Annotated in this window: 14 protein-coding genes and 2 pseudogenes; 10 read left to right on the top strand and 6 right to left on the bottom strand. The window is 67.0% G+C overall.

Annotated elements, in window-relative coordinates; translation table 11 throughout:
* From RZ84_RS40250 to RZ84_RS00430, 4 genes are all read right to left on the bottom strand, one after another.
* A partial coding sequence (locus RZ84_RS40250) for a transposase (RefSeq protein WP_241777991.1) occupies positions 1-625 on the bottom strand: 625 nt, incomplete at its 3' end.
* Between the two features lie 10 nt (positions 626-635).
* Positions 636-851 carry a transposase gene (locus RZ84_RS35750; RefSeq protein ID WP_157878709.1) on the bottom strand — a complete coding sequence of 72 codons (216 nt, stop codon included), beginning with the start codon at positions 849-851 and terminating at the stop codon, positions 636-638.
* Between the two features lie 237 nt (positions 852-1088).
* Positions 1089-2321: a sialidase family protein gene (locus RZ84_RS00435; protein WP_052229635.1), complete on the bottom strand. Its 1233-nt coding sequence runs from the start codon at positions 2319-2321 to the stop codon at positions 1089-1091.
* Between the two features lie 575 nt (positions 2322-2896).
* The gene (locus tag RZ84_RS00430) at positions 2897-4213 is read right to left on the bottom strand and encodes an ISL3 family transposase (protein ID WP_043262654.1); all 1317 of its coding nucleotides are present in this window, start codon (positions 4211-4213) and stop codon (positions 2897-2899) included.
* Between the two features lie 576 nt (positions 4214-4789).
* On the opposite strand from RZ84_RS00430, the gene lanKC reads away from it, so the two are divergent.
* The 8 genes and pseudogenes from lanKC to RZ84_RS40240 all read left to right on the top strand — a co-directional run bounded on the left by lanKC (position 4790) and on the right by RZ84_RS40240 (position 12390).
* Positions 4790-7462: a class III lanthionine synthetase LanKC gene (gene lanKC, locus RZ84_RS00425; protein ID WP_043262653.1), complete on the top strand. Its 2673-nt coding sequence runs from the start codon at positions 4790-4792 to the stop codon at positions 7460-7462.
* 594 nt (positions 7463-8056) lie between these two features.
* A complete protein-coding gene (locus tag RZ84_RS00420) occupies positions 8057-8419 on the top strand; it encodes a hypothetical protein (protein ID WP_157878708.1) in 363 nt (120 codons plus the stop codon).
* A gap of 234 nt (positions 8420-8653) precedes the next feature.
* The gene (locus RZ84_RS00415; RefSeq protein ID WP_043262651.1) at positions 8654-9232 is read left to right on the top strand and encodes a hypothetical protein; all 579 of its coding nucleotides are present in this window, start codon (positions 8654-8656) and stop codon (positions 9230-9232) included.
* A gap of 444 nt (positions 9233-9676) precedes the next feature.
* The gene (locus tag RZ84_RS00410; RefSeq protein WP_043268667.1) at positions 9677-10192 is read left to right on the top strand and encodes a hypothetical protein; all 516 of its coding nucleotides are present in this window, start codon (positions 9677-9679) and stop codon (positions 10190-10192) included.
* A 158-nt stretch (positions 10193-10350) separates the two neighbouring features.
* Complete coding sequence (locus RZ84_RS00405) at positions 10351-10869, top strand: cupin domain-containing protein (protein ID WP_043262650.1); 519 nt, start codon at positions 10351-10353, stop codon at positions 10867-10869.
* Between the two features lie 62 nt (positions 10870-10931).
* Positions 10932-11041 (top strand): annotated as a pseudogene (locus RZ84_RS40245) (GNAT family N-acetyltransferase); the annotation flags it as partial.
* A gap of 60 nt (positions 11042-11101) precedes the next feature.
* Complete coding sequence (locus RZ84_RS00400) at positions 11102-12193, top strand: IS630 family transposase (protein WP_043262649.1); 1092 nt, start codon at positions 11102-11104, stop codon at positions 12191-12193.
* Positions 12194-12252: 59 nt separating this feature from the next.
* Positions 12253-12390 carry a transposase gene (locus RZ84_RS40240; protein WP_241777469.1) on the top strand — a complete coding sequence of 46 codons (138 nt, stop codon included), beginning with the start codon at positions 12253-12255 and terminating at the stop codon, positions 12388-12390.
* A gap of 153 nt (positions 12391-12543) precedes the next feature.
* Here the strand turns inward: RZ84_RS40240 and RZ84_RS34850 are convergent, their stop codons facing one another.
* Positions 12544-13101 carry a hypothetical protein gene (locus RZ84_RS34850; protein ID WP_052229633.1) on the bottom strand — a complete coding sequence of 186 codons (558 nt, stop codon included), beginning with the start codon at positions 13099-13101 and terminating at the stop codon, positions 12544-12546.
* A 393-nt stretch (positions 13102-13494) separates the two neighbouring features.
* Here RZ84_RS34850 and RZ84_RS00385 point away from each other — a divergent pair, with 393 nt between their 5' ends.
* Positions 13495-14655: an alpha-hydroxy-acid oxidizing protein gene (locus RZ84_RS00385; RefSeq protein WP_043262648.1), complete on the top strand. Its 1161-nt coding sequence runs from the start codon at positions 13495-13497 to the stop codon at positions 14653-14655.
* 39 nt (positions 14656-14694) lie between these two features.
* Here the strand turns inward: RZ84_RS00385 and RZ84_RS00380 are convergent, their stop codons facing one another.
* Positions 14695-14883, bottom strand: a complete 189-nt coding sequence (locus RZ84_RS00380; RefSeq protein ID WP_043262647.1) for a hypothetical protein — start codon at positions 14881-14883, stop codon at positions 14695-14697.
* Between the two features lie 289 nt (positions 14884-15172).
* Here RZ84_RS00380 and RZ84_RS40230 point away from each other — a divergent pair.
* Positions 15173-15644 (top strand): annotated as a pseudogene (locus tag RZ84_RS40230) (IS5 family transposase); the annotation flags it as partial.
* Positions 15645-16183 lie beyond the last annotated feature (539 nt).

Below are 16183 nucleotides of genomic sequence, written 5' to 3'. Positions count from 1 at the left end.
GGCGCCCGCCCCCGCCGATAGGCTTGGGAAGTTGGGCCAGGGCGAGGCGGGCGGCGGTGATGTGGTCGGCGGCCGTGTTCGAGCCCGCAGTCCCCAATCGCAGCAGGGCCGCCACCGGCTCTCGGGTTCCGCCCAATCCGTGGTCGACGAAGCCCATCAGCGGATGGTGACCGTAGGTCTTCTTCCAGTTCCAGGTCGGGGCGGCGTCCTGCTTGTCCGAGTGCGCGACGACGAGTGCGCCGCCCAGGTCCACCGTCACCTCGCTGCCTGCATCCGGGGCATGGTCGCCGGCCAACGACCAGACCCGCGAGCGGACTTCGGACCGTGCCCGGCGGGCGGCGTCCAGTGCCTTCTCGCCCGAGGCGGCGAGGGCGTCGATGAAGCGGGAGACGGTCGGATCGGAGGCGACCGGCCCGAAAACTGCCGGCTCGGCCCACAGCATGGCGATATCCGCAAGGCAGTCCCCGCCGAGCGCGACCGCCAGGGCAAGGTCGAGGAGGGTCTTGCCGGGGTAGTGGTCGGCCCGCGGTTTGCGCCATGGGGCGAGAGCAGCGGAGATTGCCTGGTCAAGGCCACTCTTACGGGCCGTTTCCACGAGCAGGACCGAACCGGCCTGAGCGACGATTTGGGGGTCTTCAAAGTTGAGCGGTGCGGAGGTGTCCGCGGGCTCGGTGTGTGGTGACGCAGTGTGTCCGTAGTCGTTGGTTGTCGGCATTGCGGAAGCCGAACGCGTTGCGGGCGACGAGCTTGATCACGCGGTTGACGCCTTCGCTCTTGGCGTTGCTGTGCCTGGTGTCGGTGAACGCTTCGGTCTCGGGCCGGCGGTCGACGGTGACGGCGAGCTGCCGCACTTGGGATGCCGGAGTCCGCGCACGAGGTGAGGAACTTCTCGCGTGCGTGGCTGTCTTGATGCCGGTTGGGGCCAGTGCGGGTCAGGGCGAGGAGGTTGCGCGGATTGTTCTTGGTGATGCAGGCCGTCAGTAGCAGCCTCTGGGCATCTGCGGCAGTCAGGTCGAGATGCTCGGCCTTATGAACGAATGCCTCCAGCACTCAATGCTCCAGCTCTGCTGTGACCTCACAGCACCCCCTCAGCTTCCCGCGAACGCGGCGAAGATGTCTGCCGGGTCAGGTGCCTGGCACGGCGCGCTCGCCGAGCACCCGAGCGTGAACGCCGCTTCGAAACCGCCGGGCGCGGGGACCAGGCTCTGGTAGTCGCCCACCTCCTTCATCCCGTTGTGCACGGCCCGCATGTCGAACGGGCCGCCGAGCACATGGGGGGTCGAGAAGGTCTTGCCGCCGTCATTCGAGCGGGCCAGCCACCGCGTGGTGGGCAGGATCGAGTTCGTCGAGGAGTTGCCGGTGAAGTCGTACCAGGTCAGCCCGATCGCGCCGTTCGCGGCCACCGCGACGTTGGCCTGGAAGGTCTCGGCCGGGCGGTGAACGTCCGTCGGCGAGGACCATGTGGCGCCGCTGTCAGCCGAGGAGGCGACCATCACCTCACCGGGGCTGTTCTGAGCGCAGTCGAGGGGGTTGATCTGGGAGAGCGTGCAGGTCGTCCAGGCCAGGTAGGCCGAGTTGTTCGGCCCGGCCGCCAAGGACGAGACTGCCCCGTCGCTGCCGAACTCGTTTCCGTTCTGAGGATCGACGATTTTGGCGCCGGCGGACGGGACCGTGGCAATCTTGCTTGGCGTGGACCAGCTGGCGCCGCCGTTGGTGGAGCGGGTCGCGTACAGGTCGTGCGAGGGAACCTGACAACCCAGCGGGCATCGGTGGAACACGTTGAGCAGGGTCTTGCCGTCGGACAGCACCACCATGCGCGAGAGGACATCGGACTCGCCGACTGGCTGATCGATGGGTGTCACGGCGAAGGTCTGGCCACTGTCGTGGGTGGTCGCAAGCATGAGTGCGCCGGTCGAGAGGTTGGTGAACGTGACGTAGGCGGTGCCGGGGTTCAGGGGGTCGGCCACCACGGTGTCGGAGTCGTCCGCGTGGGAATCGACGATCGTCGCCGGGGTCCACTGCGGTGGCCATGTCCCCGGGGGTGATGTCGTCATGAAGACGGGGCCTGCGAGCGCGTTGCGCCCCAGGTACACGCGTCCGTCGGGCCCGAAGGACAGGCTCGGGTCGCCGACGTCGGGAAGCGTTCCGCCGGAGCAGACCTGTCCCCCGGGAGCGGGGACCGGCGGGCTCCAGGTGCTCCCACCGTCGCCCGATGAAGCCGTGAGTGTCATCGTGCCCGTCTCCGCGCCGGGAGAGCCCATGACCTGCATCCAGGCCGCGACCATGTGGGCGGGATTGTTCGGGTCGACGGCCAGGCTCACCTCCCTGTCGCCGCCCTGGCTCGAACAGACCGGCGCAGGATCGGTCTGAAAAGGCGCGCCGGAAACGCGGTGGAGGCTCGCACTGTCGGTGACGGCGCCCGCAGGCCGAGCCTGCGCCCCACGTGCGGGCGGTTGCACCGGCTGAGAGGAGTCCACACTCGCCTGCGCCGGACCGGCGACACCAAGGGACACCAGCCAAGCGCACAGGACAACGATGGTCCGCAAAGGCCGAGCCGGGCCGCCTCGATGCATCCTCGTGCTCATTTCTCCTCCACGCGTTGGGCGCAGCGTCCATCCTGATGGCCCGAGTGGACAGGGCGCACGGCTCTGTCGCGCGAAGCACCAGGGGCGAGAAGGGGCGTGTGCTCAGCTTGAGCTCTGCGCTTCGCGCCGTCTGCGCCAGTCCCCCAACGGGTCACTGCCAGCGCAGGCAAGGAACATCGGAGATCATCACGTCGCGGTCTCCTGGGGAAGCTCCTGGTAGGACAGGTCTCACCACGAGATCACGGCCGCAACCACCAGAGGCTTCACGTTGGCCACCTACATCGCCACGCTCGACGTCCCGCGCTGGGTCTTCAAAGTTGAGCGGTGCGGAGGTGTCCGCGGGCTCGGCGTGTGGTGACGCAGTGTGTCCGTAGTCGTTGGTTGTCGGCATTGCGGAAGCCGAACGCGTTGCGGGCGACGAGCTTGATCACGCGGTTGACGGCTTCGCTCTTGGCGTTGCCGTGCCCGGTGTCGATGAACGCTTCGATCTCCGGCCACCAGCGGTCGACGGTGACGGCGAGCTGCCTCACCTCGGGGATGTCGGAGTCCGCGCACCAGGTGAGGAACTTCCTGCGGGCGTCGCCGACTTGATGGCGGTCGGCGCCAGTGTGGGCGCGCGCGAGGAGGTTGCGGAGGTTCTCCTTGGCGATCCACGCCGTCAGCAGCCTCTGGCCGATCCTTCCCTCGCCCAGCAGTGCGTTCCACATCGTGGCGAACTGCTCGTCGGTGAGGTCCTCTCGGTTGCGCAGCAGGCGCCGCCTGGCTTTCCACTCCGGGTCACTGGCGCGTCCGCGCCGGCCGCGCATCTCGGCCGTGGTGCGGCGCCTGACCGTGGACAGCATCTTGGTGGCGAGCTGGGCGACGTGAAAGTGATCGACCACGACGGTGGCGTGCGGGAGACCAGTGCGGACGGCGGCGCGGTAGGTGGTCGACATGTCGATGGCCACGTACTCGATGCTATTTCTCCAGGCCAGCGGGGTGGTGGCGAGCCAGGCGAGCACATCGGCGACGGTGCGGCCCTCGACCTGGCCGAGCAGGCCGCCGGCGCCGAGCGCGTCGACGAACCCCGTGTGCCACCGATCGCGCGTCAGCATCCACTTGCCCGTGGCGGGGTCCTGTTCCCAGCGCGGCCGTCCGCGCCGGGTCTCGTCGATGCCCAGCACCTTCACCTGCGGCGGCGCCTGGGTGACCTCGTGCGCGGCGGCGCGGAAGGCGTCCATCACGGTGGGCCAGGACAGGTGCAGGTCACGGGCGGCCTGGAGGACGGTGGAGGCGGCGTCGCGTATCCGCCGCCCGGCGGCACCGCGCAGCCGCATGGTGATCCGCGGGCCGGCCGGTAGCTGCGGGATCTGCTCGGTGAAGGACCGCCGCGGGCAGCCGGGCTCCCGGCACCACCAGCGGCGTTTGTGCCAGCGGAACTCCAGCCCGCTCTCGCCGTACGGCAGATCGCGGGGCCGGGTCGTCGCGGAGCCCTTCACCCGGGTGGCGAACACCCCGCACTCGGGGCAGGCCCGTGCCTGCTCATCGGCGGTGATCAGGTGCACCCGGCGGGTACCGTCCTCCAGCCGCTCCACCCGCGCGACGGCCAGGCCGTCCAGGTCGAGCAGCAACGTCGTATCGTTGTCCAAGCCCGTGGTTTCTGGGTGATCGTTCTGCGTCGAGAACAGAAATGATCACTCATGGACACGGGCATCCTGCTGCCAGGGCTACCTCCACCACCCGTGATCCTCACGCAACGTGACAGCCAGTCAGCCAACTCGGGACGACACACCGCTCAAGTTCGAAGACCCCGATTTGGCGACCATCGCCCTGGACACGCACGCGTGGGTAGGAACCGATACGCTCTCTCACCTGGGAAGTGCCCTTTTCCTTGCAGCCAACAGGACCCTCAGCAGGTCCTATCGTTGCGGGTCAAGGGCATTTTCCGGGTTTCTGATCCGCACCTGGCCAGCACACCCCGCGAAAGCGCGAGGCTAACCCTCGCCAGCATCGCCTGAGGGCTCGCGCTCACCCGTAAATGGATCACTTGAGCAAGAAACACACCAGCTTCGGCTCACTGTTCATTTCATTGGTATTTCACTCTCTGCTGCCAGAGTTGATGGGCAACACAACGGGAGAACTACCCATTGTGCTGGATGTGTCCAGGCACGCGGCCTTGACCCGGGGGCCTGGTCCGCTGTCGCGTGCGCAGAGGGGAGCGTGGGATGGACCAGCAGTACGCGGCCTACTGTGTGCCGGGCACACAGTTCTACGAACGGTTGGACCGGGTCTCCGTCACCGCCTCCGACGCGAGGCTCGGTGCTCTCTTCACCGCGGCCAGGCGCCCATTGCCTGAGGGATGGCGGTCGGCCCCTCATGGGGACTGGCTGCACCTCTTTCCCGAATCGTCATTGGCGAATAAGTCGGTGCGCCCCAAACAGGGGTGGAAGATTCACGTATCGGCCACTGAGGAAGGTGCGGAGAAGACTGCTGACGACGTCTGGGACTACTGCGTTCCACGGGCGATCCCGTTCAAGTTCGTACGGGGTCCGCGCTTATGGCGGCTACGGAACACCAAGTACGCCCCGCGTGATGGCAGCGGGAAGTTGGTCACCATTTATCCGGTGGACGACGTTCAGCTGCATACCGTGCTCAAGGAACTGCACGAGATCGTCGGCGGCCGCCCTGGCCCGTACATCCTCACCGATCTGCGGTGGGCGGAAGGGCCACTGTATGTGCGATACGGCGCCTTCGACCGCCGCCTTTGCGTGGACGACCGGGGAAAGCTCGTCTCAGCGGTGGAGGACGATCAGGGTCGCCTCGTGCCCGACCGCCGATCTCCGGCGTTCCGTGTCCCGTCGTGGGTAAGGCTGCCTTCGTTCCTTGAACCCCACCTGGCCGCCCGCAGCACCGCGACCTTCGCCGGGCTGCCGTATCAGATCGAGGCCGCCTTGCACTACTCCAACGGTGGCGGCGTCTATCGAGGCACCGACACTCGCGAAGGGCGCACGGTGATCCTCAAGGAAGGTCGTCCTCATGCCGGGATCGGCGCCGACGGTTCCGACGCGATCGCGCGGTTGGAGCGAGAGAAGGCTGCTTTGGAGAGGCTGGCCGGGCTCGGGGTTGCGCCCACCGTGCGCGACTGGTTTGTCCTCGGCGACCACCGCTTCCTCGTCATGGATTTCGTCGAGGGTCACACGCTCAACTCCTTCTTCGCTCGCCGTCACCCCCTGTTGACCGCCGACCCCGACCCGAAGGCCGTCACCGCCTACACGGACTGGGCACTGCGCATCTATCACGCCACGGAGAAGGCGGTGACGGCGATGCACAGTAAGGGCCTGTGCTTCAACGACCTGCACCCGTCCAACATCATGGTGTCGCCGGACGAACAGTCCGTTACCCTCGTCGACTTCGAGGCAGCCGCTCCGCCATCGCAGACCGGCCGTCAGATCGTCGCCGATGCAGGCTTCCTCGCGCCACCCGACCGCACGGGCACCGCGGTGGACCGATATGCCCTGGCCTGTCTCCGTCTCTCCTTGTTCTTCCCTCTGACCTCTCTCTTCGCCATCGATCGCCGCAAGGCAATCCACTTCGGCGAGATCTTCACCGAGCACTTCCCCGACATACCACAAGGGTTCATTCAGGAAGCTGTCACCGAGATCACCACGGACGCTGTCGCACGGCCACACAACGGCCGCCGGCCGGCGCCTCATTCGCCGGGTGCTCCGGTGCCGGATTCGTGCCCTGACCATTGGACCCCGCACTTGGCAGAACCCGGGGACTGGCCGCGTGGTCGTGACTCGATGGTGCGCGCCATCCTGGCCTCCGCCACGCCCGACAGGGACGACCGGCTCTTCCCCGGAGACATTGCCCAGTTCTCCGGCGGCGGCGGGCTCAGTCTGGCCCACGGCGCGGCGGGAGTGCTCTACGCGCTGGCCGAGGCGGGTGCCGAGCGGTACGAGGACGGGGAACGGTGGCTGCTCGACCACATCAACTCACTGCCGTCCGATATGCCCGCGGGCCTGTACGACGGCCTGGCCGGCGTCATCCTCACCCTTGATCGCCTGGGCCACACCCAGTCCGCTCTCGATCTCACCGATTCCCTGCTCGGCTCCAACTGGCACCGGCTCCCCTCGGACCTGAACAGTGGTCTGGCCGGAATCGGCCTCCTCCTGGACCAACTCGCCCGCACCACCGGCGAGCGGAACTTTCACGAACGGGCCACTGAAGCAGCGCAGATCATCGCCGACCGGCTGGCCGCCCGCGAACGCCACGACCCCACACGCCCGCGCGCCGGACTCCTGCACGGCGCTACCGGCCCTGCCCTGCTCTTCCTGCGACTGTACGAAAGTACCGGCACCCCTGCCCTTCTCGACCTCGCCCAAGACGCTCTGAACATCGATCTCGCGCAATGTGCATACATGCCCAGCGGCGCACTGGGAGTCAACGAGGGCTGGCGCATGACGCCCTCCCTCGGTATCGGCAGCGTCGGCATCGGCGCGGTCCTCGACGACTACCTTGCCCACGCACCCGAGCAGGCCGCCGAACTCGCCGAGACCCGCGCCGGGATCCTGCTCGCCGCCCGGTCCCGGTCCTACACCCAACCGGCCCTGTTCCAGGGACGTGCCGGGCTGCTGTGGTTCGTCAACCGCACGACCACCCCCGGTGTCCCGGTGGACGAACTCCGACGTCAGACGCATTCCCTCGGCTACTACCGCATGGCCTACGGCGGCGACATAGCTTTCCCAGGCAACCAGTTGATGCGGTTGTCCATGGACCTCGCCACAGGAACCGCCGGCTGCCTGCTCGCCCTCGCCACGGCGTTGGGCGACCACCCTGCACAACTCCCGTTCCTGCCCACGCGCAGGGACGCCCCAGTACCAGCTTCGCATCAGTGAGGCTGCGATCGACCAGTCCTTCTCCACGGAGAGGACATCGAGAAAGGAAAAGACCATGTCGCTCCTCGACCTGCAGGACCTGGAACCCGAACACACGACCACAGGATTTGACAGCAACTACAGCGTCTTCGCGTGCCACAGCATCATGAGTAGCGTGTTCTGCTCGTAAGGGCCGCGAAGGGGTGGACCCGCTGCCCGGCGGCCGGTCCACCCCGGGACCCGGCGAATGCGAGATGCTGAACGGAGTCGAGCAGGAACCGCGCAAAGGGCGCAGTGGACCTACGGCGATCCGGATCCGCGGTATTCGGCTACCGAGATCGACTCAAGGCCACCACCCGGTACTCCGTTAAACGCGTCGGTAGTCGCGAGGTTGGCGTCCGGCCGGGGTAGCTGTAAGGCGGTGCTGGTGCTACGCCGCGGAAGTCCCACCGATGACGACCAAGCGTCGAGGCGCTTGTTGATGGCCTCGGAGGCGGAGGCGGAGGCGGAGGCGGAGACAAGCCAAAAGCGTAACTACAGCCCATATGCGAGAATCGGCGCGATTTTGCCGCCAAGGCCGTTGATCAGGCCAGGTTAGACGTGAAGGGGAACACGGTGAACGGCAGCAACATGCCAACCCACGGACACCAGAAGGTAGTTCACGAAGAAGAGGTGATCCGCCGACTTGCGGCCAGCAACGTGAGGATCAACAAACGGGACCTTCCCGGTGGGATGCGTGTGGAGGGTTACCTGATCGGTATCTGTGCCGCGCTGGGATTCCTACTGTCCAGCATCGGCATCAAGTCGATCGCCGCTCCTGCCACCCACTGGGCCATCGGCCCCTTCATGCTCATCCCCGGACTCCCGCTGTTCTTCGGGGCCATATTCTGGGGTAGAAACTTCCGCCGCCGCGCCATTACCTATGTCCTCACCCGGCAGCGCATCGTCGAGACTTCCGCGACCCAGCACTACGGATGACCAACTGGCCGATTATGTCGACGGCTTTGCTGGCCGGGATGACGGAGCTCCGTGAGATCGCCTGGTCAAGACCATTCTTACGTGCCGTTTCCACGAGCAGGACCGAACCGGCCTGAGAGGCGATTTGGCGACCATCGCCCTGGACACGCACGCGTGGGTAGGAACCGATACGCTCTCTCACCTGGAAAGTGCCCTTTTCCTTGCAACCAACAGGACCCTCAGCAAGTCCTATCGTTGCGGGTCAAGGGCATTTTCCGGGTTTCTGATCCGCACCTGGACAGCACACCCCGCGAAAGCGCGAGGCTAAGCGTTGACCACGACGAGAAGCACATCCACTACGTTTGCGACGGAGTCGATGATGACACCGGTTTCATCTCGTGGTGGCTAACCTGGGATGGGTCCGAATGCGAGATCATCTCCGGCAAGCTATGCACCGACGGTGAAGATGATGGCTGCCTACTTCCCGACGGCCACCAGGACGGTCTGGGCTGTAAAGAGCCGAAGCCGCCGCACTGCCCCAGCTCCATCCGGCTGACCGCAGCAGAGGTTTCGCGCTTCGATGCCCTGCCCCATGCCGTACATCAGGTGGAGTCCGAGCGGGACTGCGGGCTCGCCCTTGACCACCAAGGTCTCCACGGAGCATTGGTCCAGGGCCAGGATCTCCGGCACGGCGAGGAGAGCGTGGAGCGGTGGGCGACATGGGACGATCCCGGCTCCTACGAGATCGCCATCGCCGCCGTCTGCCCGGCCGAGCCAGACGGCGATGAATGTCTGCTCTTTGCCGGGCACCGAGGAGAGCACGACTTCGGGTAGCTTGCCTCCCGGTTGCCGGTCTTCCCGCAGCGGACATGGCGGCGGGCCTCCACTGGCTCGCAATCGGCGGCGGGAATGGGTTGGCGGTCGTGGCAGCTTGAAGGTGTGGCGTTGAAGTTCGGCCTGGTGCACGAGGGTGGACTGGGCCCCTGGCTCGCGTCATGGGGCGTTGTGGGCACGGTCGTTGATTTGCCGGCGGTGTTTCCGCGGGAGGACGCGGTCGCGGTGTGAGCGGGTCGCTGCGCAGGATTCCGTAATGCTCTTTTGATCGGAGGGTTGTGAGTTGTTGCCCCAGCGGCTTGGGGCTTGATGTCTCCGCGCGCCGGGTATCGCAGGCCCATGCAGGCATGGGGAGAGGCTGTGTGGACGGGGCCCCGGTGGGAGACCTTTTTGCGGGGCGTGGTGAGGCGGGCGCTGGCGCGAGATGAGGTGCAGCCGTGGTGGATGCCGCGGCGCGTGCTGACGGTGGTGTCGGCCGATGTCGACGCCACGGCCGGTGTCGGGGCGATCTGGATCGTGTGGCGTCCGAAGTCACCGCGGATGCGTGAGCACATCGCGTTTCTGGAGTGGCATGGCGAGCGGTGGCGGTTCGTGGGGGCAGGCGCCAGTAGCCCTGGGGACGATCCTGTCAACGTCGATGTGCTCGATGTCCGCGACTGCGCGGGCGTCCTGAGTCTCACGCGTAGTTCTGACCTTCCGCGCTCCATCACTACGGCTTCATGGATCGGTTGCGTCAAAGTGCGCCTGGGGCGGGATGTGGGTCACGTTCTCATCGGCGACCGCCGGATCGATGCTTCCGAGCAGCGCAGGCTCATTGCTGTTTGGATGTCCCCGCGCAGCAGCCGCGGAGGCCGGCCCGTCATCGCGGCCCTGGGACGCGACGGCGCTGAACTCTCCCGCATCGGCCCCCATGACACCCTGGACACCGATACCTGGGCGCGGTTGAGAGAGGAGTTATAGCCAGTCTGCTGCCGGGACAGATTCAACCCTCGGCCGCGCCAGAGGATTAGGACTCCAGCCCTCATTCCCGGACCCATCGAGATCATCCGCACGCCCGATGCCGCCTTCCAGGGGAGCGAGCCACCATTCCGGTGGAGACCTGCCAAAAGGAGCGCATCATGTCGTACCCGGAACACATCCAGTACCCAGAGCCTCGCCACCACGGCAACAAGGGCGAAGTGAACGCAGTCTTCCGCCCTGTTAACACCCCGCCGGACATTTCCTCGCCCGGTGGCTCTACCCACTACCTTGCCACCAACGAGTCGACCGGCGGTGAATTCGGCCTATACAAGGTGGAGTTGGGCGCACGGTCCGCCGGAGCCAAGACCCACTTCCACAAGGCCATGTCGGAGTCCTTCTACATCCTCTCGGGCGAACTGGAGCTCTACAACGGCGAGAAGTGGGTCACGGGGCGCGAGGGCGACTTCCTGTACGTACCGGTCGGTGGCCTGCACGCCTTCGAAAACGTGACCGACGAGCCCATGTCCATGCTCATGCTCTTCTCCCCGGGCGCCCCTCGCGAGGAATACTTCGAGCGGGTCGCGGAAATGACGCGGCGCGGTGGCGAGGAACTCGAGCAGTTTCGCATCCGGCACGACAGTTACTTCGTGGAGGACCACGAGGCCGGGGCGGAGTAGTTCGAGTCCGCTGTAGGACTGCCGCCTCCCCGCCGCGACGGCTCCACCAGGGCGCATCTCGGCTGAGCGACGTGCGTGTGGTCTCTCATCCCCTCGCCGAATGTTCTACCGCCGTCTGGGTGCCCAGCGTGTGGGGACGGTGGCTCCGGCGCCGCCGAAGGTTACCTGGTAGCGGCCGGAGTTGCGGTTCACCGTCTAGTGACCTGAGTCAGAGATTCGTCGTTGGTTGGGTATGAGTCGTCCGGGTCCGAAGATTCCGCCGTTGTCGGTAACTGATGCCCAGCGGGCTGTGCTTGAGCGGTGGGTGCGTCGGCGTACGACCGCTCAGGCGCTGGCCCAGCGGTCGCGGATCGTGTCGGAGTGCGCTGAGGGGCACTCGATCATGGAGGTGTCACGACGTCTGGGTGTCGCCCCGGATACGGTCCGCACGTGGCGGCGACGTTTCCTGGAGCGTGGTCTGGACGGCCTGTGCGACGAGCCGAGGCCGGGGGTTCCGCGGAAGATCACCGATGCCGACGTGGAGCGGGTGATCGTCAAAACGCTTGAGGAGACTCCGAAGAACGCCACCCATTGGTCGACTAGGTCGATGGCGGCGGCCACGGGCATGTCACAGTCGGCGATCTCGCGGATCTGGCGGGCGTTCGCCCTGGCCCCGCACCGCACACAGACCTTCAAGCTGTCCACAGATCCCCTGTTCATCGACAAGGTCCGCGATGTCGTGGGGCTCTACCTGGATCCGCCGGAGAAGGCCCTGGTGCTCTGTGTGGACGAAAAGTCGCAGATCCAGGCCCTGGACCGTTCCCAGCCCGTGCTGCCGATGATGCCCGGCGTTCCCGAGCGCCGCAGCCACGACTACGTCCGGGCCGGTACCACCACCTTGTTCGCCGCCCTGGAGGTGGCCAGTGGGAAGGTCATCGGCTCCCTGCACCGCCGGCACCGGGCCGTGGAGTTCAAGAAGTTCCTGGCCAAGCTCGACAAGGAGGTTCCAGCCGGCCTCGGCGTGCATCTGATCCTCGACAACTACGCGACGCACAAGACGCCCGCGGTCAGGAAGTGGCTGCTGGCGCACCCGCGCTTCCACCTGCACTTCACGCCCACGAGCTCGTCCTGGCTGAACCTGGTGGAGCGGTGGTTCGCCGAGCTCACGCAGAAGAAGCTCAAGCGCGGCGTCCACCGCTCCGTCCAGGCTCTCGAACGTGACATCCGGGCATGGCTGGCCGACTGGAACCAAGACCCGCGACCGTTCGTCTGGACGAAAACCGCCGACGAGATCCTGGACAAAGTCGCCGCCTACTGCCACCGAATCTCTGACTCACGTCACTAGCTCACCGGTTCGGGAACGCGGCCGATGGCCCCGACCGGGTGCGGCGGTATCCCTCCGACATGACGGACCCGGAGTGGCAGGTGGTGCGCAACGCGATGCCGGTCCCGGCCTGGCTGGAGGGCCGGGGCGGACAGCCGGAAGGCTACTGCCACCGGCAGATGCTGGACGCCTGCGGTACGTCACCGACAACGGAGTGAAATGGCGCGTGCTTCCCGCGGACTTTCCTGCGTGGGACCGGGTCTACGCATTCTTCCGCAGGTGGCGTACGAAGGGCCTGGCCCAGGTGCGGGACTTCGAGACACTCCCCGCCTCCAGCGAGGCGTTCATCTACTTCTCGCAGGCCATGCTCCTCAGCCGCCGCCTTGCGCGCTCCGCTTCCCGGACGCGGTCCGAGCAGCACCGGTGGGCTGTTGCCGCGTGAACCGGCCCGGCGGCGACGCCGTCAGCCAGCCCCGCTCGGCCAGTCGCCTCGCCTTGGACCGAACCCCCTCGATCTTCGCAGGCACCAGCTCCAGCTGAAGCCCGGCGGCAATTTGCTTCGCCGAGATCCCCTCACCGTCACCCGCACCGAATTCCACCAGCCCGACGATCCGCCGGTAGTCCACCGCGAGCGCGTCCGGCGTCCACATGCACCAGGGCGGTGACGGGCGCGCCGACCCCCTCGGCGAGCCCTTCGGCGGCAGCGGCGTAGTCGTCGGGCAGGAACGGCCGTCCCACATACGTGGGGTCAGGGCCAGTTCCCTGATCGTGACCGGCGCCAGTTTGGCGAAAGCCTTCTCGACCAGCCGCGGTGCCGCCCGGTAGACCGGCGCCACCGGGCTGGCTTGACGGGGGGTGGTGAACGGATCCCATTGATGAACGTGGGCGTCGATGATCCCGTCGACGACGCCCGCGAGACTGTGGGCCATGTGTCCTTCCTCGCCGTCGAGTGTGGTGGCGCGTTACACCTGAAACACCGGGCACCGGGCTCAAGGTCCTGGTCGCTGCCGGGTGTGCTGATCGTGGCGGTGGCGCTGGGGCATCCGGCTCACGAGGGGTACCACGGCTGATCAGTCTCCTAACGGGAGTAATCCGATGCCGTCCTCCCGCATGACAGTCCGCATCGACATGCCTGCCCTGGCATGGCGGCGGAGTTCGGCAGTACCCGGGCCCCTCGTCGTGCGGAGCACAATGTTCCTGCATTCGGCCCTCTCTGGGGCGAGAATCCTGCGATGCGCGGGCTGGCCGTGCCTTAGATTCCCTGTAGGGCTTTGGGCCCGCGCCGGCGGGCCACCGTGGCCAGAGCGCCGGAGGGCAGGATCGTGACCTACGCCGACTACCAGAACGAGATCTACTTCGACGGGCTGCGCGGGGTTCTCCCCAGCCTGCCGATGACCTACGACGAACTGGAGCCGCCGGCCCAGGCGGCGATGCCGCCCTCGGTGCTTTCCTACGTGGCCGGGGGCGCTGGCAACGAGTACACCCAGCGGGCCAACGTCGCTGCGTTCGAGGAGTGGGGCCTGATCCCGCGCATGATGGTCAGCCCGACCCAGCGGGACCTGTCCGTCGAGCTGTTCGGCGTCCGCCTGGACACCCCGCTGCTCATGGCACCGGTCGGTGTGATCGGCCTGTGCACCCAGGACGGCCACGGCGACCTCGCCACCGCACGGGCCGCTGCCCGCACCGGCGTGCCCATGATCGCCTCCACCCTGACCGTCGACCCCATGGAGCAGGTCGCCGCCGAGTTCGGCGACACCCCCGGCTTCTTCTCGCTCTACACTCCCACCGACCGGGAGGTGGCCGAGAGCCTGGTCCATCGCGCCGAGGCCGCCGGATTCAAGGGCATCGTGGTCACCCTCGACACCTGGATCCCCGGCTGGCGCCCCCGCGACCTGACGGTCAGCAACTTCCCCCAGTTGCGCGGCCACTGCCTGGCCAACTACACCAGTGACCCGGTCTTCCGCTCCCGGCTCGCCAAGTCCCCCGAGGACGATCCGGCGGCCGCGGTGATGCACTGGGCACAGATCTTCGGCAACCCCCTCACCTGGGACGACCTGCCCTGGCTTCGATCGATCACCGACCTGCCGCTGATCCTCAAGGGCATCTGCCATCCCGACGACGTCCGCCGCGCCAAGGACGACGGCGTGGACGGCATCTACTGCTCCAACCACGGGGGTCGGCAGGCCAACGGCGGCCTGCCCGCGCTGCGTTGCCTACCCGGCGTGGTCGAGGCCGCCGACGGCCTGCCCGTCCTGTTCGACTCCGGTATCCGGACCGGCGCCGACGTCATCAAGGCTCTCGCCTTGGGTGCCACCGCCGTCGGCATCGGCCGCCCCTACGCCTATGGCGCGGCCCTGGCCGGCACCGATGGCATCGTCCACGTCCTGCGCTCACTCCTTGCCGAGGCCGACCTGCTCATGGCCGTCGACGGCTACCCCGCCATCGCCGACCTCACCCCCGACGCCATCCACCGCACCCGCTGACGCCCGCCGGAGGCGGATGTGTCGGCAGGCGACCTGTCCTTACCTGTCCTTCTTGTCAGGGGCGGACCAGTCGGGCGGCTGCCGGTTGATGTCGACTTCCAGGCTTTCCGCGAAGATCGCGTTCAGGACGTAGTGGTCGATGAGCATGGTGGCGATCGCCACACCGTCCTCGCCCAGCGCGGTGCGGGCGGCCTCGAAGGCTTCGGCACCGGCCTTCTGCTTGGTCACGCATTCCTCGGCTTATGCCGCACGCCGGGTTATGCCGACCGCGGGGGCGAGAGCGTGACGGACCTGCAGTCCATTTTTTGAAAGTTCAGCATAATCGGCGTCCACGACCTGCGGGGTCTATATCCCTGTCTGGACAGGCGAGTTGGCCTGCAGACGGGAGAAGATCACGGATGTGAGTCGAGCGCGGTGCCGTGGACCGGTGCCGTTGGCGATGGCGGGACCGTTGGCGCCGTACGAGTCGTTGCGGCGCACGGAGGGGGGCGGTGCGCGTGAGGAGGCTGATGGGCGCGAGGCGTTGGGGCGCTCGCGGGGTGGCTGACCAGCAAGGTCCATCTGCTGTCCGACGACCGGGCCCGGCCGATGACGTGGCAGACGTCTCCCGGACAGCGCGGTGACAGCCCCATGTTCGTCCCCGTGCTGTCTGGCTTACGCTTCCGTCGGCGCGGTCGGGGGCGGCCACGGACACGTCCGGACCGCGTGCGCGGTGACAAGGCGTACTCCTGCGAGGCCAATCGTGCCCATCTGCGGCGGCGCGGGATCAAGTCCACCCTCGCTCAGCCCGATGACCAGCGGGCCGGCCGCAGGTGTCGTGGGAGGGCCGGCCACCGGCCTTCGACAAGGCCCAGTACCGCCGCCGGAGTGCCGTGGAGCGGTGCGTGAACAAGTGGAAGCAGTTTCGGGCGGTGGCCAGCCGGTTCGACAAACGCGACTACCTCTTCAATGGCACTTTGACCGTCGCGGCGATCGTCATCTGGCTCCGCGACACCGTCCAAGAGCCATCAGAAGCCGTGGGTGGAAGACCAACGGTGGACACTGGCGCGGGTCGCCACCGTGATCGCGCGGCGTTTCCATGTCGCTTCAGCACTGCCCAGACCTGGCGCATCCTGCACCAGATGGGCTGGACAGTGCAGGTCCCAGTGCGCCGTGCCGCCGAGCGCGACGAAGACGCGGTTGGCCACCTGGAAGTACGGCCTGGCCAACCTGGCTCCGTGCACCATCGACGAACTCGCCACACTGGCCCGCACACGCTTGAAACGGATGCGGTACCAACCCAGCCTGCTCGACGGATTCATCACCGAGACCGGACTGATCCCTGCCCCGTCATGACGTCACCCCGAATCGAAATCCTCAGCAGCGAGCTTGAGTTGAACCCGGAGACACTCCGGGGCTGGGTGAAGAAGTACCAGAAACAGCACGAGCTGAGCTGACGTGGTCGGCACGGACTGGGCGGTCTGCCGCTCACAGTGCCGAGTGCCGGGTTCAGGAGCAGGTCCGTCTCGATGCGGTGTGTTTGTGCCGC

Source organism: Streptomyces sp. CT34 (assembly GCF_000805335.1).
In the GTDB taxonomy this organism is placed as follows: Bacteria; Actinomycetota; Actinomycetes; order Streptomycetales; family Streptomycetaceae; genus Streptomyces.
The sequence above is the reverse complement of the archived record's forward strand: the minus strand, read 5'-3'. Positions and strand labels throughout refer to the sequence as shown.